This window comes from Ligilactobacillus animalis KCTC 3501 = DSM 20602 (assembly GCF_001434535.1).
GTDB classification, from domain to species: domain Bacteria; phylum Bacillota; class Bacilli; order Lactobacillales; family Lactobacillaceae; genus Ligilactobacillus; species Ligilactobacillus animalis.
On record NZ_AYYW01000002.1, the window covers coordinates 35,270 to 60,884 of the forward strand.

At 42.0% G+C, this 25,615-nt stretch carries 23 protein-coding genes and 1 tRNA gene; 3 read left to right on the forward strand and 21 right to left on the reverse strand.

Annotated features, from left to right (window positions below):
- Positions 1-26: 26 nt before the first annotated feature.
- The gene (gene glyA, locus FC30_RS00350; RefSeq protein ID WP_010688580.1) at positions 27-1,265 is read right to left on the reverse strand and encodes a serine hydroxymethyltransferase; all 1,239 of its coding nucleotides are present in this window, start codon (positions 1,263-1,265) and stop codon (positions 27-29) included.
- A 129-nt stretch (positions 1,266-1,394) separates the two neighbouring features.
- Positions 1,395-3,323 carry a sugar MFS transporter gene (locus FC30_RS00355; protein WP_010688579.1) on the reverse strand — a complete coding sequence of 643 codons (1,929 nt, stop codon included), beginning with the start codon at positions 3,321-3,323 and terminating at the stop codon, positions 1,395-1,397.
- Between the two features lie 294 nt (positions 3,324-3,617).
- Here FC30_RS00355 and lacZ point away from each other — a divergent pair, with 294 nt between their 5' ends.
- Positions 3,618-6,614 (forward strand): beta-galactosidase, LacZ type, encoded by a 2,997-nt coding sequence (lacZ, locus tag FC30_RS00360; protein ID WP_010688578.1) that lies wholly within the window; start codon positions 3,618-3,620, stop codon positions 6,612-6,614.
- A 134-nt stretch (positions 6,615-6,748) separates the two neighbouring features.
- Here lacZ and FC30_RS00365 read toward each other — a convergent pair whose 3' ends face one another.
- The 10 genes from FC30_RS00365 to FC30_RS00410 form a co-directional block, all read right to left on the reverse strand.
- Positions 6,749-7,663, reverse strand: a complete 915-nt coding sequence (locus FC30_RS00365; protein WP_010688577.1) for an L-lactate dehydrogenase — start codon at positions 7,661-7,663, stop codon at positions 6,749-6,751.
- 120 nt (positions 7,664-7,783) lie between these two features.
- The gene (gene yajC, locus FC30_RS00370) at positions 7,784-8,131 is read right to left on the reverse strand and encodes a preprotein translocase subunit YajC (RefSeq protein WP_010688576.1); all 348 of its coding nucleotides are present in this window, start codon (positions 8,129-8,131) and stop codon (positions 7,784-7,786) included.
- Between the two features lie 81 nt (positions 8,132-8,212).
- Positions 8,213-9,358 carry a tRNA guanosine(34) transglycosylase Tgt gene (gene tgt / locus FC30_RS00375; RefSeq protein ID WP_010688575.1) on the reverse strand — a complete coding sequence of 382 codons (1,146 nt, stop codon included), beginning with the start codon at positions 9,356-9,358 and terminating at the stop codon, positions 8,213-8,215.
- A gap of 129 nt (positions 9,359-9,487) precedes the next feature.
- Positions 9,488-10,531, reverse strand: a complete 1,044-nt coding sequence (gene queA / locus FC30_RS00380) for a tRNA preQ1(34) S-adenosylmethionine ribosyltransferase-isomerase QueA (protein WP_010688574.1) — start codon at positions 10,529-10,531, stop codon at positions 9,488-9,490.
- Between the two features lie 14 nt (positions 10,532-10,545).
- Entirely contained in the window at positions 10,546-11,553 is a 1,008-nt protein-coding gene (gene ruvB / locus FC30_RS00385) for a Holliday junction branch migration DNA helicase RuvB (protein WP_010688573.1), read from the reverse strand.
- Between the two features lie 19 nt (positions 11,554-11,572).
- Positions 11,573-12,178 carry a Holliday junction branch migration protein RuvA gene (ruvA, locus tag FC30_RS00390; RefSeq protein WP_010688571.1) on the reverse strand — a complete coding sequence of 202 codons (606 nt, stop codon included), beginning with the start codon at positions 12,176-12,178 and terminating at the stop codon, positions 11,573-11,575.
- A gap of 71 nt (positions 12,179-12,249) precedes the next feature.
- Positions 12,250-14,238, reverse strand: coding sequence for a DNA mismatch repair endonuclease MutL (mutL, locus tag FC30_RS00395; protein ID WP_010688570.1), 1,989 nt, complete (start codon positions 14,236-14,238; stop codon positions 12,250-12,252).
- Between the two features lie 15 nt (positions 14,239-14,253).
- Complete coding sequence (gene mutS, locus FC30_RS00400; RefSeq protein WP_010688569.1) at positions 14,254-16,860, reverse strand: DNA mismatch repair protein MutS; 2,607 nt, start codon at positions 16,858-16,860, stop codon at positions 14,254-14,256.
- Positions 16,861-17,025: 165 nt separating this feature from the next.
- The gene (locus tag FC30_RS00405; protein WP_010688568.1) at positions 17,026-17,229 is read right to left on the reverse strand and encodes a hypothetical protein; all 204 of its coding nucleotides are present in this window, start codon (positions 17,227-17,229) and stop codon (positions 17,026-17,028) included.
- A 131-nt stretch (positions 17,230-17,360) separates the two neighbouring features.
- Entirely contained in the window at positions 17,361-17,810 is a 450-nt protein-coding gene (locus FC30_RS00410; protein WP_010688567.1) for a universal stress protein, read from the reverse strand.
- A gap of 164 nt (positions 17,811-17,974) precedes the next feature.
- Between FC30_RS00410 and FC30_RS00415 the strand changes: the two genes are divergently transcribed.
- Positions 17,975-18,535: a nucleotidyltransferase family protein gene (locus FC30_RS00415; protein ID WP_010688566.1), complete on the forward strand. Its 561-nt coding sequence runs from the start codon at positions 17,975-17,977 to the stop codon at positions 18,533-18,535.
- 53 nt (positions 18,536-18,588) lie between these two features.
- Here the strand turns inward: FC30_RS00415 and FC30_RS00420 are convergent, their stop codons facing one another.
- The 8 genes from FC30_RS00420 to pepV form a co-directional block, all read right to left on the reverse strand.
- On the reverse strand, positions 18,589-20,016 hold the full coding sequence (locus FC30_RS00420) for an APC family permease (protein ID WP_010688565.1): 1,428 nt from the start codon (positions 20,014-20,016) through the stop codon (positions 18,589-18,591).
- A gap of 234 nt (positions 20,017-20,250) precedes the next feature.
- A complete protein-coding gene (locus tag FC30_RS00425; RefSeq protein WP_010688564.1) occupies positions 20,251-20,583 on the reverse strand; it encodes a hypothetical protein in 333 nt (110 codons plus the stop codon).
- A gap of 40 nt (positions 20,584-20,623) precedes the next feature.
- Complete coding sequence (locus FC30_RS00430) at positions 20,624-20,962, reverse strand: hypothetical protein (RefSeq protein ID WP_010688563.1); 339 nt, start codon at positions 20,960-20,962, stop codon at positions 20,624-20,626.
- Positions 20,963-20,993: 31 nt separating this feature from the next.
- The gene (locus FC30_RS00435) at positions 20,994-21,449 is read right to left on the reverse strand and encodes a universal stress protein (protein WP_010688562.1); all 456 of its coding nucleotides are present in this window, start codon (positions 21,447-21,449) and stop codon (positions 20,994-20,996) included.
- 155 nt (positions 21,450-21,604) lie between these two features.
- Positions 21,605-21,689: transfer RNA gene (locus FC30_RS00440), tRNA-Leu, on the reverse strand.
- Positions 21,690-21,735: 46 nt separating this feature from the next.
- Complete coding sequence (locus tag FC30_RS00445) at positions 21,736-22,011, reverse strand: hypothetical protein (protein WP_010688561.1); 276 nt, start codon at positions 22,009-22,011, stop codon at positions 21,736-21,738.
- A gap of 20 nt (positions 22,012-22,031) precedes the next feature.
- The gene (locus tag FC30_RS00450; RefSeq protein ID WP_004048435.1) at positions 22,032-22,268 is read right to left on the reverse strand and encodes a hypothetical protein; all 237 of its coding nucleotides are present in this window, start codon (positions 22,266-22,268) and stop codon (positions 22,032-22,034) included.
- 253 nt (positions 22,269-22,521) lie between these two features.
- Positions 22,522-23,922: a dipeptidase PepV gene (gene pepV / locus FC30_RS00455; RefSeq protein WP_010688560.1), complete on the reverse strand. Its 1,401-nt coding sequence runs from the start codon at positions 23,920-23,922 to the stop codon at positions 22,522-22,524.
- A gap of 153 nt (positions 23,923-24,075) precedes the next feature.
- On the opposite strand from pepV, the gene FC30_RS00460 reads away from it, so the two are divergent.
- A complete protein-coding gene (locus tag FC30_RS00460) occupies positions 24,076-24,918 on the forward strand; it encodes an NAD(P)H-hydrate dehydratase (protein ID WP_010688559.1) in 843 nt (280 codons plus the stop codon).
- On the opposite strand, the gene FC30_RS00465 is transcribed toward FC30_RS00460, so the two are convergent.
- A complete protein-coding gene (locus FC30_RS00465) occupies positions 24,889-25,614 on the reverse strand; it encodes a pseudouridine synthase (protein WP_010688558.1) in 726 nt (241 codons plus the stop codon). The two genes, FC30_RS00460 and FC30_RS00465, sit on opposite strands and share 30 nt — an antisense overlap.
- Between the last annotated feature and the right edge of the window lies 1 nt (position 25,615).

Sequence of the window (25,615 nt, forward strand, 5' to 3'; positions counted from 1 at the left end):
GTTTTTACGGTCTTTTGTATTATTTTCTATTCATAGATCGGATGAGTGGCTGTCAACTGAGCTACTTTAGCTTTCACATCAGCTAAAACTTCGGCTTCACCTTTTGATTCAAGGACTGCTAAGATCAATTCAGCAACTTGCTTAGCATCGGCTTCATCAAAGCCACGGCTCGTGATTGCTGGCGTACCTAAGCGAATCCCACTCGTCTTAAATGGACTAAGCGTTTCAAATGGGATCGAGTTCTTGTTGACGGTCAAAGAAACACTGTCGAGCAATTGCTCTGCTTCTTTACCATTCAAGCCAAAGCCTAAAACATCAACTAATAACAAATGATTATCTGTCCCACCAGAGATCAGTCGGGCTTTATCATTTTGTGCAAACACTTCTGCCATCGCTTGAGCATTCTTGATAACTTGAGCAGCGTAATCATTAAATTCGGGACGCAATGCCTCACCAAAAGCAACTGCTTTACCCGCGATAACATGTTCTAAAGGACCACCTTGTAAGCCAGGGAAAACAGCACTATTGATCTTCTTAGCCAATTGTTCATCGTTGGTCAAGATCAAACCGCCCCGTGGTCCGCGTAAAGTTTTGTGTGTCGTAGTCGTTACGATATCAGCATACGGCACTGGATTTTGGTGTTTACCCGCTGCAACTAAGCCTGCGATATGCGCCATATCGACCATCAGGTAAGCTCCGACGTCTTTAGCGATCTGACCAAAGCGTTCAAAATCGATCTCACGTGGGTACGCACTGGCACCAGCTACGACCAACTTAGGCTTGACCTCTTTGGCTAAAGCTAAGATCGCATCATAATCTAAGCGTTCTGTCTCCTTATCAACACCGTAGCTGACAAAATTATATGTTTGCCCACTAAAGTTGACGGGCGATCCATGCGTCAAATGACCACCACTAGCAAGATCCATCCCCAAGACCGTATCACCTGGTGCGATCAAGGAACGATATGCGGCTGCATTAGCTTGTGAACCAGAGTGCGGTTGAACATTAGCATATTTAGCTCCAAAAAGTTCTTTTGCACGGTCGATCGCCAAGTCTTCTACAACGTCGATGTACTCACAACCACCGTAATAACGTTTCCCTGGATAACCTTCAGCGTATTTGTTGGTCAAAACACTGCCTTGCGCTGCTAAGACCCCTTCAGAAACGATATTTTCTGAAGCGATCAACTCGATATTTCCTTGTTGGCGTTTCTTTTCTGCTGCAATAGCTGCCCATAATTGTGGATCTTGTTCTTGATAGTTCATCTAAGCGCCCTCTTTTCGTTGGTATAATTTCCTGTATTGTAGCCGAAAATTAAACTTTTTTCAACTAAAATAGTTTACTTATCGACCGCAAAAAACCTCGCCGGGTTACCAGCGAGGTTTTTAGTAAAACTATTTTTCGATCTCGACTGCGACATCTGTATGACTTACTTCTGTCCCAGGCTTGACTTCAACTTCAAATTTTTCAAAGAGATCTGAGTTAGCAAATGTAAACATCACCGTATCATCTAAGCCAGCCTTCTTGATCGCTGGATCCCAGAATTCCATGATCTGTTCACCTTTTGTCACATGTTGTCCTTCATTGACATAAGTTACAAAACCTGTCCCTTTCATCTTAACAGTTCCGATACCAACGTGGATCAAGGCTGGGATCCCATTGTCGGAAACTAAGCCGATCGCATGGCGTGTGACAAAGACTGTCTTGATGACCCCATCAAATGGAGCATAAACTTTACCATCACTAGGAACGATCGCAACACCGGCTCCCATCTTGCCCGAAGCAAAGGTTGGATCAGAGACATCATTTAAAGCTACTACTTTACCAGCTACAGGTACCATGGCTGTCAATTCATCATCTTTGATCAAGACACCGGCTTCGCTACTTTCACTGCTAAATTGATCACCCCAAGTTTTTTCCAACTCAGCCACGATCTGTGCGTGACGTTCTTCGGTCAAAGTGATCTTCTTAGCAAAGATAAACATCCCGATCAACATCATGACTGCTGGGATCGCAAACATCATGATCTTGAAGGTAAATTGATCGCTTGCTGTGATAGAAGAAGCTGTCGCACCCGTAGTCATCCCAGCTAAAACAGCGATCTGACCAACAACACCGTTGGAGATAGCCCCACCGAATTTATCGACTAACGGACGAACGGATAAGGCTAATGATTCATCACGGTGACCTAATTTCCATTGACCATATTCAACTGAGTCAGTGATGATCATCAAAATGATCAAGAAGACGACTGGTTGTGGGATGAAGAACAATTCAGCTGCAAATAAAACTAAAGCCAAATTGCTTCCGGCAACAGAAAAGACTGCTAGACCGATCAACATCATTGTTAAACATCCGATAAATAATGGCTTACGGCTGAACTTCTTCGCTAAGAATGGGAAGAAAGCGACCGAGAAAAGCCCGACGATCATATTGATGAATGAAAGGATCGAGAAGCCTTTAGAAAAGCCCATGATATACGTGAAGTAATACAATTCAAGCGCATTTACCAAGTTGATCCCGATACCATAGAAGAGATAAGCGATCGCTACCCATAACAATTGGTCATTTTTGACTAACATCTTTAAGACAGCGCCGATACCAGCTGTATCTTCTTCGTTTTTCCGGAGATCATTTTCAACTTCGCGGGTCCCAAAACCAACAGCCAACGCACTAAGAAAGGCGGTAGCACAGACGATAAAGGCAAACCAGAACCAACCACGATCATCACCAGTCCCACCATTACTTTGAAGTGAGAAGAATAACACCAATGGCATTACGACGACCCCGACTAAAGAACCACCGATCGTTGAACCGATACGAGCTAACGTTGCGATCTTTTCACGTTCCCGTGAATCAAAGGAAAGCGCTGGTAGCATCGACCAAAAACCGATATCCTTAAAGGAATAAAAGATGTCCATCGTGATATACAATACGGCAAAGATAAAGAGGTATAACCAAGGGTTTGATTTATTCAAGCCCCCCATATTAGTAAATAAGATCAAAAGTGCGATCGAACTGATCGTCCCACCGACTACGACCCAAGGACGAAAATGTCCCCAACGCGTTTTTGTTCGATCGATCGCATTTCCGATAAAAGGATCGATCAATAACTCAACGATCCGCAAGATCATGATGATCAAAGTCACATAACTGATCAAACGGTTATTAGTTGCTTTATCACCTGTATTAAAAAGGTGTGAGGTAATGAACATGATCAAATAACTTGATAAGGCAGCATAAAATACGTCATTACCAAAAGCGCCAAAAGTATATGATAAACGTGAAGTAAATTTACTTACAGGGCGTTCTTTTGTTTCCATCATAATTCTCCTAACTATAATTACTATTTCTTTTACAACTCTAATATTAACCGCTTTCAAAAGATAAATCAAGGATTATTTACTAAAAATTACTTAAATTCATATTTGAAGTCGTATCACTTGACTTTTAACACTGCACTCTATCCATAACCTATCAGATATTTTAGTAATTTAATTTTTCCTAAAAAGTAATATTTTTACTAAATATAACTTGAATATCTAAATGTAATCGTTTACGATAGAGATGTAGCAAGAACTTAAAAATTACTATCTATCCAAGGAGGAAGCCTACTGATGCATGTAACAAAACCAAAATTATCTTGGCTTGAAGACCCAACTGTCTTTGCCGTAAATCGTTTAGCCGCTCATTCCGACCACGAGTTTTACAGTGCTAAAACAGGTAAAAATTCACTAAACCAAAGTCTAAATGGAACTTGGCGCGTTCATCTCGAACCTGATATCGCTAGTCAAAAACTTGATTTTATCAAACCAGATTTTGACTTTGGCCGTTTTGACTACATTCAAGTTCCCGGTCATTTGCAAACACAAGGATTTGATGGTCATAAATATGTTAATACCCAATATCCATGGGATGGTCACGAAGAACTCCGGCCCCCTAAATTACCTAAGAAAAATAAGATCGCATCTTATATCAAGACCTTTGAATTAGATCATGCGCTAAAAGATAAGCCCGTTCATATTTCATTTCAAGGGGTCGCGACTGCCTTTTATGTTTGGTTGAACGGCCACTTTATCGGCTATAGTGAAGATTCCTTTACTCCAAGTGACTTTGATCTGACACCATATTTAGTTGAAGGTCAAAACCACTTAGCCGTTGAAGTCTTTAAATACAGCAGTGCTAGCTGGATCGAAGACCAAGATTTCTGGCGCTTGAACGGAATCTTCCGGGATGTCTTCTTGTATGCTTTGCCTAAAGCTCATCTAGCTGATATCCATGTTACCGCAAACTTAGATGATGATTACGAGACCGGCATTTTTGAACTAAAAGCAACTGTAACTGGGCAAACTGACGATAACTTTTTACATGCGCGCCTCTTAGATCCCGATAAGCGCGTTGCTTTTGAGACCAAAGTACCTTTGACCCAAACGATCAATTTAGGCCAAGAATTGAGTCAAGTAGCGCCTTGGAGTGCTGAACTTCCAAATCTATATACACTCGAATTGACTTTAGAAGATAAAGACGGAGCTGTTTTCGAATTTGTTCCGGAAAAAGTCGGCTTTAGACGCTTCGAGATCCAAGATGGGCTAATGTTGTTAAATGGTAAACGTATCCTCTTTAAAGGGGTCAACCGCCACGAATTTGATCCTAAACTCGGCCGGGCGATCACCAAAGAAGATATGCTATGGGATATCAAATTTATGAAGCGCCATAACATTAACGCCGTGCGGACATCGCACTACCCTAACCAAACGCTTTGGTATCGTTTATGTGATGAATATGGGATCTATTTGATCGATGAAGCTAACCTTGAATCCCACGGTTCTTGGCAAAAACTCGGTGCCTGCGAACCATCGTGGAACATCCCTGGCAACCTCCCAGAATGGGAACCGACCTGTATCGATCGTACAAACAGCATGTTTGAACGTGATAAAAACCACCCTAGCGTGCTCATCTGGTCGTTAGGTAATGAATCTTATGCTGGAACAGATATTGCAGCCATGGGCGATTATTTACGTCACAAAGATCCAACCCGTGTCGTTCATTACGAAGGTGTGACTTGGAACCGCGAATTTGACTACATTACAGATATCGAAAGTCGAATGTACGCTAAACCACATGAGATCGAAGAATATCTCCAAAACGAGCCTAAAAAGCCATATATCTCATGTGAATACATGCATGCGATGGGGAACTCAGTCGGTGGCTTAGACCTCTACACTAAACTCGAAAAATATCCACACTATCAAGGTGGCTTTATTTGGGATTACATTGACCAAGCGATCTATCAAAAATTAGGTGATACGACGCGCTTAGCTTATGGGGGCGATTTTAACGACCGCCCAAGTGATTATGAATTCTGTGGCGATGGCTTGGTCTTTGCTGACCGGACGATCTCACCTAAAGCCCAGGAAGTCAAGCATCTATACGCTGACATTAAGATCGAACCCGATGAAACGGGTGTCACCTTGACTAATGATGGCTTGTTCACTAATAGTGCCGATAGCTACTTTACTGCTCGGGTCTTACAAGACGGCAAAGTTATTTTTGAAAAAGACTATCAATTGATCGTCTTACCGCAAGAAAGCAAGCACTTTGACCTTGAGCTTCCACTACCCGAAACAGGTGAGATCATCTATGAAGTTCAACAACATTTAGCCAAGGATACAGCTTGGGCTAAAGCTGGCTTTGAGATCAACTTTGGACAAACAGTGATCCGCCAAGCCTTACCTAAATTTAAAGCTCAGGGTACACCTAAAGTCGCTATGGGTGATGTCAATATCGGGATCTCGGGTAAGAACTTCGAAGTGCTCTTATCTAAAGACAAAGGTGGTTTAGTCTCACTTAAATACAGTGGCCAAGAATTTATCACGCGAACGCCACAACTATTATTCTGGCGTCCAATGACTGATAATGACCGTGGCTGTGGTCATGGCTTTGAACGTGCAATGTGGTTAGGTGCTGGCAAATTTGCCAAGGTCGTTGATCTTCAAGTCACACCTAAAGAACACGCCGTTGAAGTAAGCTACACCTATGAACTGCCATTACCAAAGCAAGTCACTGTTCAGGTCACATATTTGGTCGATGGGACAGGTAAAGTCAACGTCAATGCCAAATATCCAGGGCATCCCGACTTGCCATCCTTACCGACATTTGGGCTTGAATTCAAGTTACCTGCTAAGTACGACAACATGACTTACTATGGTCGCGGTCCAGCCGAAAATTATCTCGACCGTAAACTAGGAGCTCGCTTAGGAACATTTACTACGACTGCAAAAGATAGTGTCGCTCCTTATTTAGTTCCACAAGAGACCGGTAACCACTGTGATGTCCGTGCCTTAGCACTTACGGATGACAAAGACCTTGGCTTAACGATCAGCGCTGATAAACACGCATTTTCAGCTAGCCTTTTACCGTATAGCACGATGATGCTTGAAGAAGCGCTCCATCAAGATGAATTACCACCAATGCGCTTTGCTTGGTTACGTCTCATGGCTGACCAAATGGGTGTCGGCGGGGATGATTCTTGGGGCGCACCAGTTCACGAAGCTTACTGGCTCAAAGCTGATAAACCACTGGAACTTAGTTTTACACTCGAACCTTTAAATTAAAAGTTTAATTTTTAGATAGGTACTTTGCGTTGGCAAGGTGCCTATTTTTTTATGCTATAACACCTAACAAATACTAAAAAAACGCCAGAATGCACTTGCATCCTGACGTTTCTTTAGGCTCTCACACGCTTGGTTTAATCCTTACCGAGTTGGGCTACGTGATCTTTGATATATTGGACTGAGCGTGCCAATTGTTCTTCTTCTTTAGCATTCAACTTGAGCTCAACTACTTCTTCGACCCCATCAGCTCCGATGATCGCTGGATAACCGATGTATGTCCCTAGAGATTCAACATATACTGAAGCCGGAGCAAACAATTTAGCGTTAGACATGACTGCTTGCGCTAAACGCACCCCGCAAGTTGCGATCGCATAAGAAGTATAACCCTTACCGCTTGCCACGGTCCAAGCCCCTTCAGATGGTTTACTATCCAAAGCTTCGATCTCAGCTTGACTCAAGATCTCCGTGATCGGCTTATTATTAGCCCGAACCGTTGACCAAGCGTTGAATTGGGAATTACCATGTTCACCTAGAACATAGCCATCGATATTACGACTGTCTTGATGCAAGTAGTCACCCACTACATGTTGCATCCGCGCGGTATCCAAGAAAGTCCCCGTTCCAAAGACACGGTTGCGGGGTAAACCAGTCTCTTGTTGCAAGATCGTCGTGATCGCATCACATGGGTTGGAAATATTGATCAAGACCCCATTAAAACCAGCTTCTTTTAACTTACGCCCTACTTCGACCGCATTTTTGCTGTTGATCTCAAATTCGGCAAAACGATTACCGGTTCTGACACTGGCTTGAATATCACCAAAGGCAGTGATCACAACATCGGCATCCTTTAGATCAGCATAATCTTGGATCTTGATCTCGGTGTGATATGGCATCCGTGGCATTGCATCTTCAAAGTCCAACTTTTCAGCCAAGACTTTTTTATCATTGGCATCGATCATCACAAGTTCATCAGCGATCCCTTGAGAAACGATCGTATAAGCCACAGTTACACCAACATTACCAATTCCGATAACACCTAATTTTCTCATTTAAAATTCCTCCCCGCTGATGCTCAGGCATCAATTTAGTTTGTTTCATAATACTCCGTTTTACTAAAACTCGCAAGTAAAGTCTACTAAAAAAGGATGTCACACAGACATCCCCCAAAATTATTTATCTTCTTTTGTTTCATCTGCCACAACTGAGTCATTTTTGGCTTCAGTCGTTGTGGCTGTTGTCGTTGTTTCAGCCGCTTTCTTTAAAACGCGTGCGATAGCTGAACGAGTAAAGTCAAGGTAAACCCCATCGCAATCGATCGTTACGATGTTTTTATCTGCATTTACTTCACTTACGACCCCATGTAAACCACCGATAGTTACGATCTCATCGCCTGGTTTCAATGCGTTCATCATTTCTTGATGTTGTTGTTGTTGCTTCTTTTGTGGTCTGATCATCATAAAATACATCAAACCGATCAAAACAACAAACATTACAATTGTTGAAATTGAAGAATTCACAATATTTGCCTCCTTAGTATATGTGTTCTTTATAACTGTATCAAAAAAATCTGTTAAAAACTAGCGTAATTGCCTTAAGAACTAAAAGTTTTTTGGATTTTTAACATTCAAACCGTACTCTTCAAAGAAATGTTCTTTAAATTCGAGCAGATTATCATCCATGATCGCTTGGCGAACTTGCTTCATCAAATTGAGCAAGAAATACAAGTTATGATAACTCGTCAAACGCAAGCCAAAGGTCTCATCAGCTTTGAACAAGTGACGCACATAAGCGCGTGTGTAATTGCGGCAAGTGTAGCAATCACAGTTATCATCGATCGGTGAGAAGTCACGCGCATATTTAGCATTTTTAACGACTAAACGTCCATGTGATGTCATACATGTACCATTGCGTGCGATCCGTGTTGGCAAGACGCAATCAAACATATCGACCCCACGTAAGACCCCATCGATCAAAGCATCTGGGGAACCGACACCCATCAAGTAACGTGGTTTGTCTTCAGGAAGTAACGGTGTCGTAAAGTCTAAGACGCGATTCATCTCGGCTTTAGATTCACCAACTGATAGTCCCCCGATCGAATAACCTGGGAAATCTAACGAAACGAGGTCACGGGCGCTTAACTTACGTAGGTCTTCGTGCCCGCCCCCTTGAACGATCCCGAATAATGCTTGCTTTTCAGGATTTTGGTGTGCTTTTAAGCCACGTTCGGCCCAACGACTTGTCCGTTCAACTGATTTTTTGATGTAATCATAACTTTCGTAAAACGGTGGGCATTCATCAAAACTCATCATGATATCCGAGCCCAAAGCATTTTCGATCTGGATCGCCTTTTCCGGTGACAAGAAAAGCGGTGCCCCATTCAAGTGGCTCTTGAAATGGACGCCTTCTTCTGTAATATTACGCATATCAGCTAGTGAAAAGACCTGAAAGCCACCGGAATCAGTCAAGATACCTTGATCCCAGTTCATAAATTTATGCAGACCACCGGCTTCTTTGACTAGATCTTCACCAGGACGTAACCATAAGTGATAGGTGTTGGATAAAATGATCCCAGCCCCCATGGCTTTTAGTTCCTCTGGTGACATAGCTTTTACGGTCGCTTGGGTCCCAACTGGCATGAACATCGGTGTTGGGAATGTTCCATGTGGGGTGATGATCTCACCTAAACGTGCGCCAGTATGTTTTTCTTTTTTGATCAAACGATATTTAATTGCTGGTTCAGTCATCTATTCGTGCTATAAAAATGTGGAATAGCATATACATTATGCCATTTAGAAAGAATTATATACTTCCTTTCTTGATTCTTGTTTATCTTATCCCCCACATTTCATCTTTCTAGGGAACTCATACTTGTTTTAATAAATAAACATTGCATCACCAAAGCTAAAGAAGCGATACTTTTCTTCAACTGCGTGGCGATAAGCATTCAAAATATTTTCACGCCCTGTAAAGGCTGAAACTAACATTACTAGGGTTGATTTTGGTAAATGGAAATTAGTGATAAAGGCATTGACCACTTTCCATTCGTAACCTGGCTTGATAAAGATGTCGGTCCAACCGCTATCAGCCTTGATCTCACCGTTAAACTTGCTTCCGATCGTTTCTAGCGTCCGGATCGAAGTCGTACCCGTAGCTACGATCCGACCACCATTTTTGCGAACTTCATTTAATGTTTCTGCTGCTTCTTCTGACAAACGGTAAAATTCACTGTGCATCTTGTGCTCTTCAATGTTGTCCACACTGACTGGTCTAAAAGTTCCTAAACCAACATGTAGTGTCAGATAGACTAATTTGACACCTTTAGCTTCGATCTTAGCCAGTAATTCTTCCGTAAAGTGGAGCCCAGCTGTAGGAGCAGCTGCCGAACCGACTTCTTTAGAATAAACTGTTTGATACATTTCAGGATCGTCTAATTTTTCCTTGATGTATGGTGGTAATGGCATTTCACCCAAGCTTTCTAAGACTTCTAGAAAGATACCGTCGTATTCAAATTCAACGATGCGACCTCCATGTTCAAGTTCTTCTTTGACAACGGCCGTTAATTCACCGTTGCCAAAGCTGATCTTAGTACCAACTTTAGCCCGTTTAGCTGGTTTGACCAAGGTCTCCCATTGATCACCTTTGATATTATTTAAAAGTAGCACTTCTAAATGTCCACCAGTATCTGGTTTGACGCCATAGATCCGAGCTGGTAAAACGCGTGAATCGTTCATGACTAAAGCATCACCAGGGTTTAAGCGGTCGATCACATTGTAAAAATAGTCATCTTGATATTCTCCTGTTTTAGAATCTAAAACTAACATCCGTGATTGGTCGCGATGCTCTAACGGTGTTTGTGCGATCAATTCTTCGGGTAGATCATAATCAAAATCTTCGGTCGTTAAATGTTCTTCTGTCAAAAAAATCATCCTCTTTAATTTTTGTTATGTGGTAGGTGTAAATGCTCATACGCCAACGGGGTCACCACACGCCCCCGAGCAGTTCGTTTGATAAACCCGATCTGTAAGAGATAAGGTTCGATCATATCGGCGATCGTTTCCGTATCTTCACCGATATTGGCAGCTAAAGTGTTCAAGCCCACTGGCCCACCGCCGTATAATTCGATCATTGTTCTTAAAACTTTATGATCGGTCTCATCTAAGCCCCGATCATCAACATGTAGCATTTCCAAAGCAAATTTCACGATCTCAAGGTCGATCTGATCTTTGGCCGCTACTTGTGCAAAATCACGCACACGCTTTAATAAGCGGTTAGCCACCCGCGGAGTCCCCCGCGAACGGCGCGAGATCTCCAAGGCGCCTTGCTCACTGATCGCAGTTGAAAAAACACTTGCAGACCGGGTAACGATCTGCGCTAGTTCAGCATCAGTGTAGTAGTTCATATGCTCGACGATCCCAAAACGCGCGCGCAAAGGGGCCGACAACATGCCAGCCTTAGTCGTAGCTCCGATCAAAGTAAATGGTGGCAACGGGAATCTGACTGGATGAGCGGTCGCATCTTGGCCAACGATGATATCGATATAAAAATCTTCCATCGCCGAATAAAGCATCTCTTCAATACTCTTTGGCATCCGATGGATCTCATCGATAAATAACACATCGCCTGGTTCAAGCTCATTTAATAACGCCACTAGATCACCTGGTCGCTCAATAGCAGGCCCTGTCGTCGTCTTGATCTTAACTTCCAATTCATTAGCAATGATCGTCGCTAATGTCGTCTTACCTAAACCAGGTGGCCCATAGAGCAAGACATGATCGAGTGACTCTTGGCGACTTTTGGCAGCTTCGATATAGATCGCCACTTTTTGCTTGATCTTTTCTTGGCCGATATATTGCGCTAATTTTTGCGGACGTAGACTCAATTCTGTTTGCTCATCATTTTGATCAAAAGCCGCATTTGAGATCAGACGCTCATCTTCCATCCAAATCAGTCCCTTCTACTTATTTTTTCATGATCAAGCGTAAACCTTGCCGCAAATAAGCATCGGTCGAATCGCCAGTGTAATTTTCCAACTTCTTAGCAACGCGCTTGATCTCATTTTTCGTATACCCTAATGCGGTCAAGGCTTCGATCGCCTCTTGTAAATATGGTTGCTCAGTCGTGGTCAACTCGATCCCTTGTTGGCCGACGAACTTAGTCTGGTCTAGATCATTTAACTTGCCCTTCAAGTCTAAAATGATCTGCTTAGCCGTTTTCTTACCAATACCAGGGAAATTAGTCAGATAACCATCATCTTCTTGTTCGATCGCATTGATCAAACCGCTGTGGTCTTCACTAGCTAAGATCGCTAGCGCACTTTTCGGCCCGATCCCTGAAACATTCAATAACTTCAAGAAAAGTTGCTTTTCAGCTTCGTCGACAAAACCGTAAAGCATGATCTCAGTCTCACGAACAGCTTGGTGCAAATAGATCTTTTGCTGGCGCTCAAGATCGACTTGATAGCGAAATGGATTAGCCACAAAGACTAAATACCCCATTTGATCACGCTCGACTACGATATAACGCGGAGTAACTTTAACTATCGTCCCAATGATATATTCATACATAAATTTTCACCTGTTCTTTTTCTACATGCCTTTTAATGTTACCACAGAAACAGCACCTTGACCGAACTTTTTTACAATTCTGTCTGTTTTCCTTGGTGGGGATCTTGGATCCGTTTGAACATCCGCTCAAGCTCTGAATTTCTAAAATGCACTAAAGTTGGTCTACCATGCGGACAATTGAATGGATTATTACATTTAGCCAGCTGTTCCAATAAAGCCTTAGCTTGGAAATCATCTAAATGGTGATTGGCCTTGATCGATCGTTTACAGCTCATCATGATCGCTGTTTTTTCGCGAAATTTTGCAACTGTCAATTTATGATCTTCTAAAAACCATTCGATCATTTCTCTGATCGTGTCTTCTTCTTGTCCCTTGATGAACCATGTCGGGTGACGCCTTACGATAAAAGTGTTTTGTCCAAACTCTTCTAGTTCGATCCCTAACTCGGCTAATTTAGCGCGATTTTCACTGATCTTTAGCGTATCTGTCGTCGGATAAGATAAGATGATCGGCACTAACAACTCCTGCTGAGCTTTGGAAACTTCACCGATCGCTTCACGGTAGTATTCATATTTACACCGCTCTTGGGCAGCATGCTGGTCAACTAAGTATAAGCCATCTGCTGCTTGCGCCAATAAATAAGTTCCATGGAGTTGTCCGATATAAGTTAACCCAGGAAATTTTTCTTTTACCGGCGTTTGACTACTCTGATCATCAGCATGTTCAACTTCTAACTCAGCGGTATTTATTGGCTTGGCTTGCACTTTTGCTCGATACTTTTCATCCCACGCTTTGAGTTCGTCAGAATCCAGTTGGCGCTTATCTTCAATGATCACTGGCTTAGTTAGCGCCACATCTTGTGCTTTAGCAGGCTTAGGCGTAGTTTCTTGAGTCTGTGCTAAAGAGCTCCCCATTAAAACCTGGGTTATTTCAGCCGTTGAACGCTTTGGCTTTGGCTTTACTTCATAACTATCACTAGTTTCAGCTAAGGTAAAATCCAACTGTTCGGCTTTAGGTTCACGTTTAGTTTTAGGTTTTGAGCCGAGATTTTCTAAGGCACTCGGGATCAGATTTTCTTTAGCTAAACGCGCGTAGATCGTTTGTTCGATCAAATTTGCTAACTGCTCTTCTTTGCTGATCCTGACCTCTTGTTTGGTCGGATGCACATTGACATCAACTAACAAAGGATCCAAGTGGATATCGATAACTCCAATGGGATAGCGTCCGACCATCAACTTTGAGCCATAGCCTTGTAAAACTGCTTTTAGCAATTGCTTATTTTTGATGTACCGGCCATTGATCAGTAAACTGATATAATTTCGGGATGCACGCGTCAATTTAGGTAACGACACGTAACCTTGGACCTTAAAATCTAGGTCTTCGCCCGAAAAGGCCACCATCTGTCGGGCATTTTGGATCCCGTAGATCGCACTTACCGTTTGGATCAATTTCCCATTTCCTGCCGTTTGCAAGATCCGCTTACCATTATTATATAGTGCAAAAGCGATCTCACCATGACTTAAAGCCAAACGGTTGACGATATCACTGATCGCTGCTAGCTCGGTCTGAAGCGAACTGAGGTACTTTAAACGGGCAGGTGTATTATAAAATAGATCAGTTACCGTGATCTTTGTACCTTGGCGCATGGCTGCTGGCTTATGAGCCGTAACTTCGCCGCCACGCACGTGATAAAATGTCCCCTGCGTTTCAGTCTGAAGTGCAGTCTCCAAACAAACGTCGGCCACTGAGGCAATACTTGGTAATGCTTCGCCCCGAAAGCCTAACGTATTTACCTGAAAAAGGTCTTGGCGATCCTTGATCTTACTTGTCGCATGCCTAAAAAATGCCAGTGGGACATCTTCAGCAGCGATCCCTTCACCATTATCGATCACAGTAACTTCTTTGATACCTGCTTCTTTAACATAAATATCGATCTGCGTACTGTTAGCATCGATCGCATTTTCGACCAACTCTTTGACCACTGAGGCTGGCCTTTCAACAACTTCGCCGGCTGCGATCTGATCGGCTAAAACAGTCGCTAACTCATGGATTTTAGCCATTTTCGTCTCACCTTGCTATTTTAATTTTTCTTGCCACTTAAAGACTGCATTCATTACATCCATCGGCGTCATTGCCATTAAATTCAGATCCAAGATCTCGTTTAAGACGTCCATTTCTTTGCCAACAGGTTCTTTTGTTGTTACAACTTCGGGACTAAAGAGCGAAAGTTGGGCCTCACTATCATCAGCTTCAACTTGAACTGGAGCGACCTCCTTAAGTGTGGTCGTCATCTTAGGTGCCTCTTTTCCTTCTAGTTGATGTAAGATCGTATCGGCTCGGGTCAATAAACTTGCGGGCATACCAGCTAGTTTTGCAACATGGACCCCATAAGAGCGATCAGCTGGACCGGCTTGCATCTTGTGTAAAAAGACTAATTCACCGTCTTTTTCGACTGCGCCAACATGAATGTTTGCCAAATGTGGTAATTCTTGTTCGAGGACAGTCAGTTCGTGATAGTGCGTCGAAAATAATGTCTTAGCTTTGACTTTATCATGCACATACTCGATGATCGCTTGGGCTAAGGCCATTCCATCATAAGTAGCCGTCCCACGTCCTAACTCATCAAAGAGCAACAAGCTATTTGGGGTCGCCTGTTTTAAAGCTAAATTAGCTTCTTTCATTTCGACCATGAAAGTGGATTCCCCTGAGATCAGATCATCAGCTGCCCCGATCCGGGTAAAGATCTGGTCAAAGATCGGCATTTTGGCTTGTTTAGCTGGTACAAAACATCCCATCTGCGCCATGATCACACTGAGTGCCAATTGTCGCATATAGGTACTTTTCCCAGACATATTTGGCCCAGTGATCAATAAGATATCCAACTCCGAAGACATTTTGACATCATTTGGAATATAACTTTGCTTACCTAAAACTTTTTCGACGACTGGATGCCAACCTTCAACGATATCCAAAGTTCGCTCATTTTGACTCAACACTGGGCGGACAAAATGGTTATCCTCACTAACAGTCGCAAAACTTTGCAAGACATCTAATTGAGCGACCTTAGCTGCTAATTTTTGCAGGCGTTTGATCTGATCTTTGATCTGGTCACGGATCTGGGTGAATAATTGATATTCTAGCTCATAAGCTTTAGTCTCCGCACCTAAGATCAATTCTTCTTTTTCCTTTAATTCAGGCGTGATAAAGCGCTCAGCATTTGTCAGCGTTTGTTTTCGTTGATAACGATCTTGCGGAAGTTTTTTGACATTAGCTTTCGAAACTTCAATATAATAACCAAACACCCGGTTGAAACCGATCTTTAGATTTGAGATCCCTGTTACTTGACGTTCGCGCGCTTCTAACTGAGCTAACCACTGTTTACCATTTTTCATCGCATCGTTGTACTCATCTAACTGAGAATTATAGCCAGCTCTGATCAAATTACCTTCAGTGATCGACAGTGGTGGCTCGTCGACGATCGCCTGTTCGATCAGATCAGCGACGTCTTCGACTGGATCTAATTCAGCTAAGAAATCACGATAAATATCTTGATCTAGTTGTTCTAAAATATAGCGGATCTGCGGAATATGAGCGAGTGAGGTCCGCAACTGGACTAAATCGCGACCATTGACATTGCCAAATGCTACGCGCCCGGCTAAACGCTCAAGATCATAAACTTGGGTCAATTGTTCAATGATCCCAGAGCGTTCAAAATAATTATCTAATAGATCTTCCACGATCGCTTGGCGTTGCTCGATCTGTTTGAGATCTAATAATGGGCGCCCGATCCATTGTTTCAATAAACGCGCTCCCATGGCTGTTTTAGTCTCATCTAACAGCCAAAGTAAGGTCCCGGATTTTTTATGTGTCCGTAAATTTTTCAATAATTCTAAATTACGTTGGGCATTGTGATCTAATTTCAAATAGTGGGATGGTTCATAGTGGACAGCTTTTTGTAGATGGGCTAAAAAGCGTTTTTGCGTTGTCGTCAAATATGCTAGCAATTGCTTGACCGTTTGCTTTTCTAAAGTCTGTTGGAGGTCTTGACTTACATACGAAACTTCTGCACTTGGTGTCACTTCTGGCTGAGTTGACGTCAAAACTTTCAACTGTTCTAATAATGTTTGCGTTGGCTGACTGAGTGAATCATCGATCACGACTTCTTTAGTCTGCAAACTCATCAATTCATTTAAGAGCGATTCGGTACTTGTTAAGGTCGCAACTTTGATCTCCCCCGTCGATAGATCAGCATACGCAAAACCATACTGTCCCTTTTCTTCGTGTAGCGCTGTTAAGTAGTTGTTTTCTTTAGCTTCACTTGCATTTTGGTCGATGATCGTCCCAGGTGTCACTAGTTGGACCACTTCACGCTTGACCATTCCCTTAGCTGTCTTAGGATCTTCGACTTGTTCACAGATCGCTACCTTATAGCCCTGGTCAACTAAAATATCAATGTAATTTTGTGCAGCATGATGCGGTACACCACACATCGGGATCGGATCGACCGCATTTTTATTGCGCGTCGTCAAAGTCAACTCAAGGATCTGAGCTCCCTTGACCGCATCGTCGTAAAACATTTCATAGAAATCCCCTAAACGATAAAATAAAAAGGCGTCGGGATACTGTTTTTTGACCGCCAAATACTGTTCCATCATTGGCGTCTTTTTTGTCTTTTGTGGCATCTATCCAAAAATCCTTTCTAAACTAAAAAATGGGCCCGCTCCACCCACTTACTAAACTGATTCTCTTGTTAATTTTATCATTTTAAGCTACATTTTGCACCATGCTGTCAGATGCTAAAAAAAACAGGAAGCGACGTATCACTTCCCGTAATTGTTTTTCAAATTCTAATCTTCTGCAGCATCCATCGCTTTTAAGATCACACCTAAATGATCTCGGCGGTCTTTTGTATCTTTTAGCTTAGCATCATATACAGCCACCAGATGGCTACCACGTTTAGTTCCATGTAATTTTTCGCAAACATTGGTGAGCTCGGCACATTTTTGCTCCGCTAACTGATACTCATGTAAAATATCAAGTTTGTTGCCCATCACAAATCCTCCCAAAAAATATAAATTGATCTCGACTTGACTAATTTACCACTTTTGAATGCATTTGTTAACCATCTTTTTTTAAGATTTCGTTACAAAAAAGTTTCGTCTGTAATAATCAAAAAATTTAACTATTCATTGACGACCAGCGTATCTGCCTTGGTATTTCGAACTACATACGATGCCGTCGAACCTAAAATAAAACGATCGAGCTTATTTAAGCCAGTTGCACCAACGATCACCAATTCAGCTTGATACTTCTGCGGTAATGTTTCGCTCAACATCACCTTAGGATCACCGAGAACGACCACTGCTTGCTGCTTGACTTGCCCAGGTAGCTTTGCTTGATATTCGGTCAACATTTTTTGTGCTTGCGCTTGTTTTTCTTCAAGTTGCTTAGCTGACAAAGTGTTGACCTCAAGTCCAGGTCCACCAAAACCAACTTGAAGTTCTGGTTTGACTACAGTGACCAAAACCAACTTAGCATCCATGAGTTGTGCCAATTCCCCGGCTTTTTCAAGGGCACTAAGTGAATTAGTCGAACCATCTAGGCCAACTAAGATCGTTTTATAGTGTTTCATCTGTAAAGACCTCTTTTCAAAATATAGCTACATCTTCGCTTATATTTTAGTTCAATCCCTTGACAATTAACAGCAAAAAGACTGCTTTTTTCTTTTTGCCAAATCCAAACTGATGTGCTATTGTAGAAAAATGCGAAACACTTTGAAAGGAAGCCGCATTACCTATGACATTAGATGAACAATTGTTAACATTGATCCAGAAAAGACCTGAATTTCGTGAAGTTTTTACGATCTTAGATAAAATGCATCTCGGAGACGCTTTTCTTTGTGCTGGCAGTATCCGCGACCTAGTTTGGTCTGAACGCGAAGAAAAACCATTCAATTTGATGCTTGGAAATTTAGACATCTATTACCGTGATCCTAATGAGTCCTATGAACAATATCTAACCCGTAAAACTGAACTAAATCAGCGTCACTCTAAATATCTGTGGGAATTGACTAATATTTCGCTTAATAATCCTCATAGACCAGACTTTCAAGGTAAAGATACGATAGCTGACGTGATCGCAACTTTCCCCGAAACCTGTAGTGCCGTTGGGATCTGCCACTCGCCAGCAACAGATTTTGAATTCATTGCGCCATACGGGCTAACTGATCTATTTTCAGAAAAGATCGTCCCTACACCGGCTTATCTTGAAAAAAATACGCTCGAAGCCTTTCAAAAGCGAGTCGAGCGTAAAAAATGGTTGCAAAACTTTGAAAATACAACTTTAGTCTTGCCTTGATACCCTTTTAGAAACAAAAAATGCGTGAAAGATTTTCACGCATTTTTTCTTACCTATTTTTGTTTTTCTACATTATTCATTCCATAGAAAATATAAACTAAAAGTCCTAGGACAAACCAGATCCCGGTAACAAATTTTGCCATGTGATCTAAACCTAAGAAAACAAACAACGCACCTAAAAATGCTACTGCTGGTAAGACCGGATAAAGTGGCATCTTAAATCCTGGCACTGGTAAGTCTTTACCTTCACGGGGACGTAAGCGGTAGATCCCGATCGTCACAAACATGAAGGCGATCAATGTTCCAGCTGAGATCAATTGTGATAGAAAGGCAAACGGGAAGACTGCCCCTAAAACGATCGCAACACCAGACAGTAAGATCAACGCATGATTTGGTAAGTTATTCTTATCTAACTCACCCAACCACTTAGGTAATAATCCATCACGCCCAAATGAATAGAGCAGACGCGAACCTGCTAAGGTCATCCCGATCAAAGCAGTAAACATCCCGATCACAGCGATTGCTTGGACAACTGTCGCAACGATCGGATAACCGGCATGGCGTAACGCCCAACCAACTGGTTCAGCGTTACCAGCATAGTTTGAATAATGGAACATCCCGACTAAGACTAAAGAAACACCTGAGAATAACACGACCGCGATCAACAAGGAACCCAAGATCCCGCGTGGCATCGTTTTAGACGGATTCTTAGCTTCGGCCGCATTAGCTGCGATCGAATCAAAACCGATATATGATAAAAAGATCGATGAAATACCGGCATAGATCCCTTGCCAACCACCAAACGAAGTCCCATCAGCATTGACTTTGTGAGCTGGAATAAATGGATGATAGTTAGCTGTTTTGATAGCTGTTGCACCAACAGCGATGAAAACTAAGATCGCAGCCACTTTCAAGATAACCAATAAATTTTCAACAGCTGCCGCACCAGATGTTCCGCGTGAAAGTAAAATAGCAACTAAAACGACCACTAAGATCGCCAAAATATCAACTACACCACCATTAGTTCCAAAAGCTGCGGATAACTGCACTGGTAATTTAAAGCCTAGTGGTTCCAAAAGACCTTGTAAATTGGCTGAAAGTCCCGAAGCAACAAAGGCGACTGCGATAAAGTATTCAGCTAGCAAAGCCCAACCAGCTATCCAGCCAAAGCCTTCACCAAAGACAACGTTTATCCAAGAGTAAGCTGAACCAGCAAATGGTAAAGCCGAAGACATTTCAGCATATGCAAAGGCAACTAGCCCTGCAACAACTGCTGCTGCTAAAAAGGATAAAACAACGGCAGGACCCGCATGTTGTGCTGCCACGATCCCTGGAAGTGTGAAAATTGAGGTCGATACGATCGTCCCTACACCTAACGCTAAAAAGTCCTTAACACCTAAAACTTGAAGTAGATGGGCATCCTTTTTTTGATACTCTTTCGGATCTTTTTTATGCGTCATTTTTTTCCACAGTTTACCCATAGAAAATCCCCCTATATAAATTTTTTCTGAAAGTTTACATTAGAATAAACAGATTATAGCAAAGCATTTAGAGATTAGTCAATACGAAAAATTAAATAAATTTCATTATATTTTCATATCTCTTCTGAATCTCTACCAGCATTTTCTCCTTTTCGATCTCTTCTTCTACTAGTCATTAATAGTAAATTAATTTAATAAAGCCTAAAAAAATAGTGACTTCACTCATCGAAGTCACTATTTTTCAGTCTTAAAGTAATAGCCCATAAAATAGTACGGAGCTATAATTATCTCTAAACAAATTTTCGCAAATGATTTTACTAAATTAGTTAAAAGTTCACTATCGATCTGACGCTTTGTCTTGGGTTTAGAACGGCGCAATGGGCCACTCTCTTCAACGACTACCTTACTTTGTTTCGTTAGTAGTTGTTGGCGTCGGTTATATGGAAATAACATCAAATAATTACTGATCGTATAGTAATACAATACTGACCGCCAAGCTTGGTCAGGCACTAAACGACATAACGCCAATAAGACGATCACAGCCGCTAGTCCATCTAATAATATCATACTGTATCGTTTGATTTTCTCTGCCTCACATACAAACTTATTATTTAGCTACTAAAATATTTAGGGTTGCAATATTTCCACGCAATACAACGATATTGCAGATAGAATATAAACTGAGAAAGAACGCTAATTCTTCCATCTCACCGACAAAAGCAACTAACAACGCCACCCAAAAAAAGACTCGCCCTAAAATATTCCATTTCTTCTTGTCTTGATTGATCGCTTGCAAGCGCGCACTTTCATCAGGCAAAATATCTTCTGGTCGGCGCAACAAGGCCGAAGTCTGTAATTTAGATAAACGCCAAGCTAAGCGTAAATTATACGCCGATAAAACGATCAGTGCTGCATAGATCACAAGTGAAATAGTATTGATTTGCATTCTTGACCTTTCTCTGAAAATAGATTAATTCTTAACGTGCAATGATAACATCACACTTAGCGACACGAGTAACATAGTCAGTTACCGCCCCAACTAATAACCGTTCGACTGGATTTAAGCCAGTTGGTCCCATGATGATGAGATCATTTTCATGGTCATCAGGAAATTCGCGCGCGATCACGGCCCGTGGCGATCCAAAACGTGCGTGAGCCGTTACATCTTCTAGCCCCTGTTTTTTTACACGTTCAACTAAGGTATTCAAATAGCCTTCAACATCTTCAAATGCTTGGTAGACTGCATCACCATTAGCGTCGACCATCCCACCAAAGCTAACGGAAAATTGCTTGAGATCGATCACATTTAAAATATCTAAGTGTGCTTTATTTCGTAACGCGATCTCAGTTGCACGCTCTAAAGCTTTTTCAGCTGTTTTGGAACCATCAACTGGCACTAAAATGTTGCGGTATTCTTGTTTGATCAATTCCATAATTCTCCACTCCCAACTGGTTATTTAAATGTTTAACTACACTTAGATTATAGCATTTTTTCTGTTAATTGTCCTGAGCGACACATGTAAGCTAAAAAAAGACCTGTAAGCCAGTAAACACTGGCCTACAAGTCTACAAGAACGGTAAAGTCTTATGCCACTAGCAGGAGTCGAACCTGTACTTGGATAAACCAAACAACGACCTGAACGTTGCGCGTCTGCCAATTCCGCCATAGTGGCATTAACTTCTACTATTTTACACTAAAAACCCAAATAGTCAAGCAACCTAGTTTAAACTGATCACAGTTCCGTAACCATGCAACATCAAATATTTAGGCCCCACTGAAACGCGGACGATCTGGGGCTCAAAACTAACACCAATGATCCCGTCACCGTCTTTAGCGACTGCGCGTTCGATCAAAATATCTTGAACTTGCCGATAGAGCTCATCGAAATTATCAACTTCATCAAGTTGTTCTGCTGTCAAAGTTTTCTTGACGGTCGCATTTACGATCCCTTTGATCGTGTAAGCTTGCTTGACTTCACCTGTAGTTAAAAACAATTGCTTCACCTCATTGATCATTAAAGAAAGATTCGGTAATTATGCTGAGTGATATTTATGATCTCGCGCCGATTTGCCTTAGACCGCTTGCGTAATAAAGTATCAAGCATCTTTTTTAGCTTGGCATCATCGTCTAATTTAGGCAACAAGCTGTTATCAACTCGCAAAAAAAGATCTTCACGCCGACTTAAAACTTTAAATAGTGTTGTTTTCTCATCGCTTTGGGCTGAATTCTTTTCCAAAAAACCTTTCTTCATCTTAAATCCCTGCTATATAAAATGCAAACAAGTACATCGTTCATACTTGCGAAAGAAATATAGTTTTTCCCTTCTATAATTACCGCAAACATGGCCCGCGGTCCTTATCTCAAGTAATCCCAGCTTCACATTTTGAACTTTCTAACTGTTACTTACTCCGCTAGGCTAATGTTACTCTAACTTCATTTTACGCCCTTTTTTTGAAATTATCAAAAAAAGACTGCCATCCGACAGTCTTTTACTAAAACTATTCTTATTTGATCAACTCATAGATCGATTGCGCATAGATCGCTGCTGCCTTCACAAGGTCATCGATCGGCATAAATTCGTTTGCTTGATGCATTGTATCGGGTACACCTGGGAACATCGCGCCAAAAGCGACCCCACGTTCCATCAAACGGCCGTATGTGCCACCACCGACAACTTTACCTTCAGCTTGTTCACCTGTTTGTTCTTGGTAAACATTAAGCAAAGTCTTGACCAATGGATCTTCAGGGGAAACGTAATGTGGCACTTGTAATTTACCACTACGTTTTACTTCGATATCTAATGGTTGGGCAGCTTTTTGCAAACCAGCTTCGATATCTTTTTCATCTGTACCTTTAGGGAAACGGAAATTAAGGGTGATCTGTCCACCTTTGCCCGCTTCAAAATTGTAGATCCCTGAGTTCATCGTTAAATCACCCATGATCTCATCGGTATAAGCAACACCAAAAGCTTCCATCCGTGAATCTTGATGCAAGTAGTCAGCCGTGAACTTGATAAAGTTAGCTGCTGCACCACCAAAATCAAATTGTTGCAAGAAAGTAGCCATATAAGTAGCTGCATTTTCACCATTACGTGGTTCTTGGGCATGGGCTGCTTTACCAATAATATGCAAGTAGACCTTGCCTTCTTTCAAGTAAGCTGTCCCTGTAATAGGATTTTGGGCTACAAATTCATCAAAAGCACTCAAAATAGCCTTTGAGTCTTCGGCTTTCAAGTAAACTTCAGCATCACGTGGTACCATGTTTTCACGTAAACCAGCTTCGAAGCTAACTAATTCAACTTTACCACCATTGGTTCCAGCAAAATCAGCGACAAAGCTAACATTACCCTTTTCACCATTGATAATTGGGAAAAAGGCATCAGGTGAAAAGCCAAAATCAGGTTGTGGCATTTTTTCAAAGTAGTGCGTCATACCACGCCATTGGCTTTCTTCGTCAGTTCCTAAGATAAAACGTACCTTTTTCGAAACTGGCAAACCAAGTTCCTTAACGATCTTTAAACCGTAGTATGCAGCCATACTTGGGCCCTTATCATCTGAAGCCCCACGTGCGTATAAACGGCCATCTTTTTCAACAGGTTCAAATGGATCAGTATTCCAACCGTTACCAGCTGGCATAACATCTACGTGAGCTAGCATCCCTAACGTTTCAGGACCATCACCATATTCAATGTGTCCAGCTAAGCCATCTAATTCAAGTGTTTCAAAGCCATCACGTTGACCAATTTCTAAAAATTTGTCTAAAGCTTCCTTAGGACCAGGTCCAAGTGGAGCTTCAGGAGTTCCTTTTGCTTCATCACGTACACTTTCGATCCGAAGCATGGTCTTTAAGTCCGCCAACATATCGTCTTTGCGTTTAGCGGCTTCTTCTTTCCAATCGATTGTCATAAAAATCCACCTCTTATTTAGATTCGATCTCTCCCCTATTTTAGCATAAATTTTAACAACTTCCACCTTAACACTTATCTTATCAGTTGAAAAATATACTAAAATGACTTAACTTGGACATAGAATACCTTGAGTGATCGGAGTTGGATACAAATGGAAACTATGAAAAATTTGACCACGGTTTGTCTAAAACAAGTCATCAAGCCACGGCCTAAGCAAAGTCACAAAGGAAATTTCGGTAAGATCTTGATCATCGGCGGAAATAAAAATATGGGTGGGGCTGCAATCATGTCGGCTAGCGCTGCTGTCCATGCCGGTGCCGGTCTTGTCACATGTGCCACAGATAGTTCAAATTTTTTTGCACTTCATGCTCGCTTACCCGAAGCAATGGTCGTTGATCACAGTGATTTTGAGACCTTGACTCAAGCTATAAAGCAAGCTGATACGATCGTTATTGGCCCTGGTCTAGGCCTCGATCAACTTGCAAGACAGATATTGAAAATTACCTTATCAACCGTAAGCCCAACCGCAACTTTGATCATTGATGGATCAGCGATCACACTACTTGCACAACAAAACGAGCCCTTACACCCAACATGTCAGGTGATCTACACCCCACATCAGGCCGAATGGGCTCGTTTATCTGGACTAGCGATCGCAGAACAACTGCCTCAGGCCAATCAAAGTGCCCAACAAAGGCTAGCTGCTCACGTCGTTTTAAAAAAATATCACACTGAGATCTATCACCAAGATGGTACGATCAGTCGGTTACCCATCGGCGGTCCCTACATGGCGACTGGTGGGATGGGCGATACTTTAACGGGGATCATTGCTGCTTTTATGGGGCAATTCAAAACACTAGCTCCAGCTGACGTTTTAGATGCTGCCGTTTATTTACACAGTGCCGTTGCCAGTGACCTCTCGCAAAGTAAATATGTTGTTTTACCGACCGATATCATTGAACATCTACAAGCTTTCATGGCGCAATTTAGCTAGTTCCTGCTCGCTTAAGGGACGGTAATCTCCCCGTTTTAGAGTGGGATCGAGTTTTAAACTCCCCATTTGAAGACGTTCTAGCTCCAAGACTTTCATCCCTGCCGCTGCAAACATCCGTTTCACTTGATGATATTTACCTTCCGTGATCGTGATCTCGACCTTAGACCGCTCATGTGCTTCATCAACAGTCAAGATCTTCAATTTGGCGGGCTTAGTTTTTTCGCCATTTTTTAACGTCATCGAACTAGCAAAGGTCACACAAGTTGCTGGTGTTACTATTCCTGCGATCTGGGCAACATAAGTTTTAGCCACGTGCTTTTTGGGACTCAGTAATTCATGACTCAAGGCCCCATCATTTGTCAAAAGCAACAATCCCGTCGTGTCTTTATCTAAACGCCCCACTGGGAAAAGTTTTTGGTTACTTGCAGGTTCGACCAACAGATCTAAAACTGTTTTCTCGACCCGATCTGTTGTTGCTGAAACAACCCCTTTTGGTTTATTTAGCATATAGTAATAATAATTTTGATACGTCAGTACTTTTTGTCCTACCATAACCTGGGAAATAGCAGGATCAAGTTGAAATTTTCCGTCAGTGATGACCGCACCGTCAACACTGACACTTTTTTTGCGTAATAATTTTTTTACTTCAGAGCGTGTTCCCAGACCCACCGTCGCTAAATATTTATCTAATCTCATC

Coding starts and splice junctions, on each gene's coding strand:
- glyA (WP_010688580.1), bottom strand. CDS start 1,265: ATGAACTATCAAGAACAAGATCCACAATTATGGGCAGCTATTGCAGCA.
- FC30_RS00355 (WP_010688579.1), bottom strand. CDS start 3,323: ATGGAAACAAAAGAACGCCCTGTAAGTAAATTTACTTCACGTTTATCA.
- lacZ (WP_010688578.1), top strand. CDS start 3,618: ATGCATGTAACAAAACCAAAATTATCTTGGCTTGAAGACCCAACTGTC.
- FC30_RS00365 (WP_010688577.1), bottom strand. CDS start 7,663: ATGAGAAAATTAGGTGTTATCGGAATTGGTAATGTTGGTGTAACTGTG.
- tgt (WP_010688575.1), bottom strand. CDS start 9,358: ATGACTGAACCAGCAATTAAATATCGTTTGATCAAAAAAGAAAAACAT.
- ruvB (WP_010688573.1), bottom strand. CDS start 11,553: ATGGAAGATGAGCGTCTGATCTCAAATGCGGCTTTTGATCAAAATGAT.
- ruvA (WP_010688571.1), bottom strand. CDS start 12,178: ATGTATGAATATATCATTGGGACGATAGTTAAAGTTACTCCGCGTTAT.
- mutL (WP_010688570.1), bottom strand. CDS start 14,238: ATGGCTAAAATCCATGAGTTAGCGACTGTTTTAGCCGATCAGATCGCA.
- mutS (WP_010688569.1), bottom strand. CDS start 16,860: ATGCCACAAAAGACAAAAAAGACGCCAATGATGGAACAGTATTTGGCG.
- FC30_RS00405 (WP_010688568.1), bottom strand. CDS start 17,229: ATGGGCAACAAACTTGATATTTTACATGAGTATCAGTTAGCGGAGCAA.
- FC30_RS00410 (WP_010688567.1), bottom strand. CDS start 17,810: ATGAAACACTATAAAACGATCTTAGTTGGCCTAGATGGTTCGACTAAT.
- FC30_RS00415 (WP_010688566.1), top strand. CDS start 17,975: ATGACATTAGATGAACAATTGTTAACATTGATCCAGAAAAGACCTGAA.
- FC30_RS00420 (WP_010688565.1), bottom strand. CDS start 20,016: ATGGGTAAACTGTGGAAAAAAATGACGCATAAAAAAGATCCGAAAGAG.
- FC30_RS00425 (WP_010688564.1), bottom strand. CDS start 20,583: ATGATATTATTAGATGGACTAGCGGCTGTGATCGTCTTATTGGCGTTA.
- FC30_RS00430 (WP_010688563.1), bottom strand. CDS start 20,962: ATGCAAATCAATACTATTTCACTTGTGATCTATGCAGCACTGATCGTT.
- FC30_RS00435 (WP_010688562.1), bottom strand. CDS start 21,449: ATGGAATTGATCAAACAAGAATACCGCAACATTTTAGTGCCAGTTGAT.
- FC30_RS00450 (WP_004048435.1), bottom strand. CDS start 22,268: ATGAAGAAAGGTTTTTTGGAAAAGAATTCAGCCCAAAGCGATGAGAAA.
- pepV (WP_010688560.1), bottom strand. CDS start 23,922: ATGACAATCGATTGGAAAGAAGAAGCCGCTAAACGCAAAGACGATATG.
- FC30_RS00460 (WP_010688559.1), top strand. CDS start 24,076: ATGGAAACTATGAAAAATTTGACCACGGTTTGTCTAAAACAAGTCATC.
- FC30_RS00465 (WP_010688558.1), bottom strand. CDS start 25,614: ATGAGATTAGATAAATATTTAGCGACGGTGGGTCTGGGAACACGCTCT.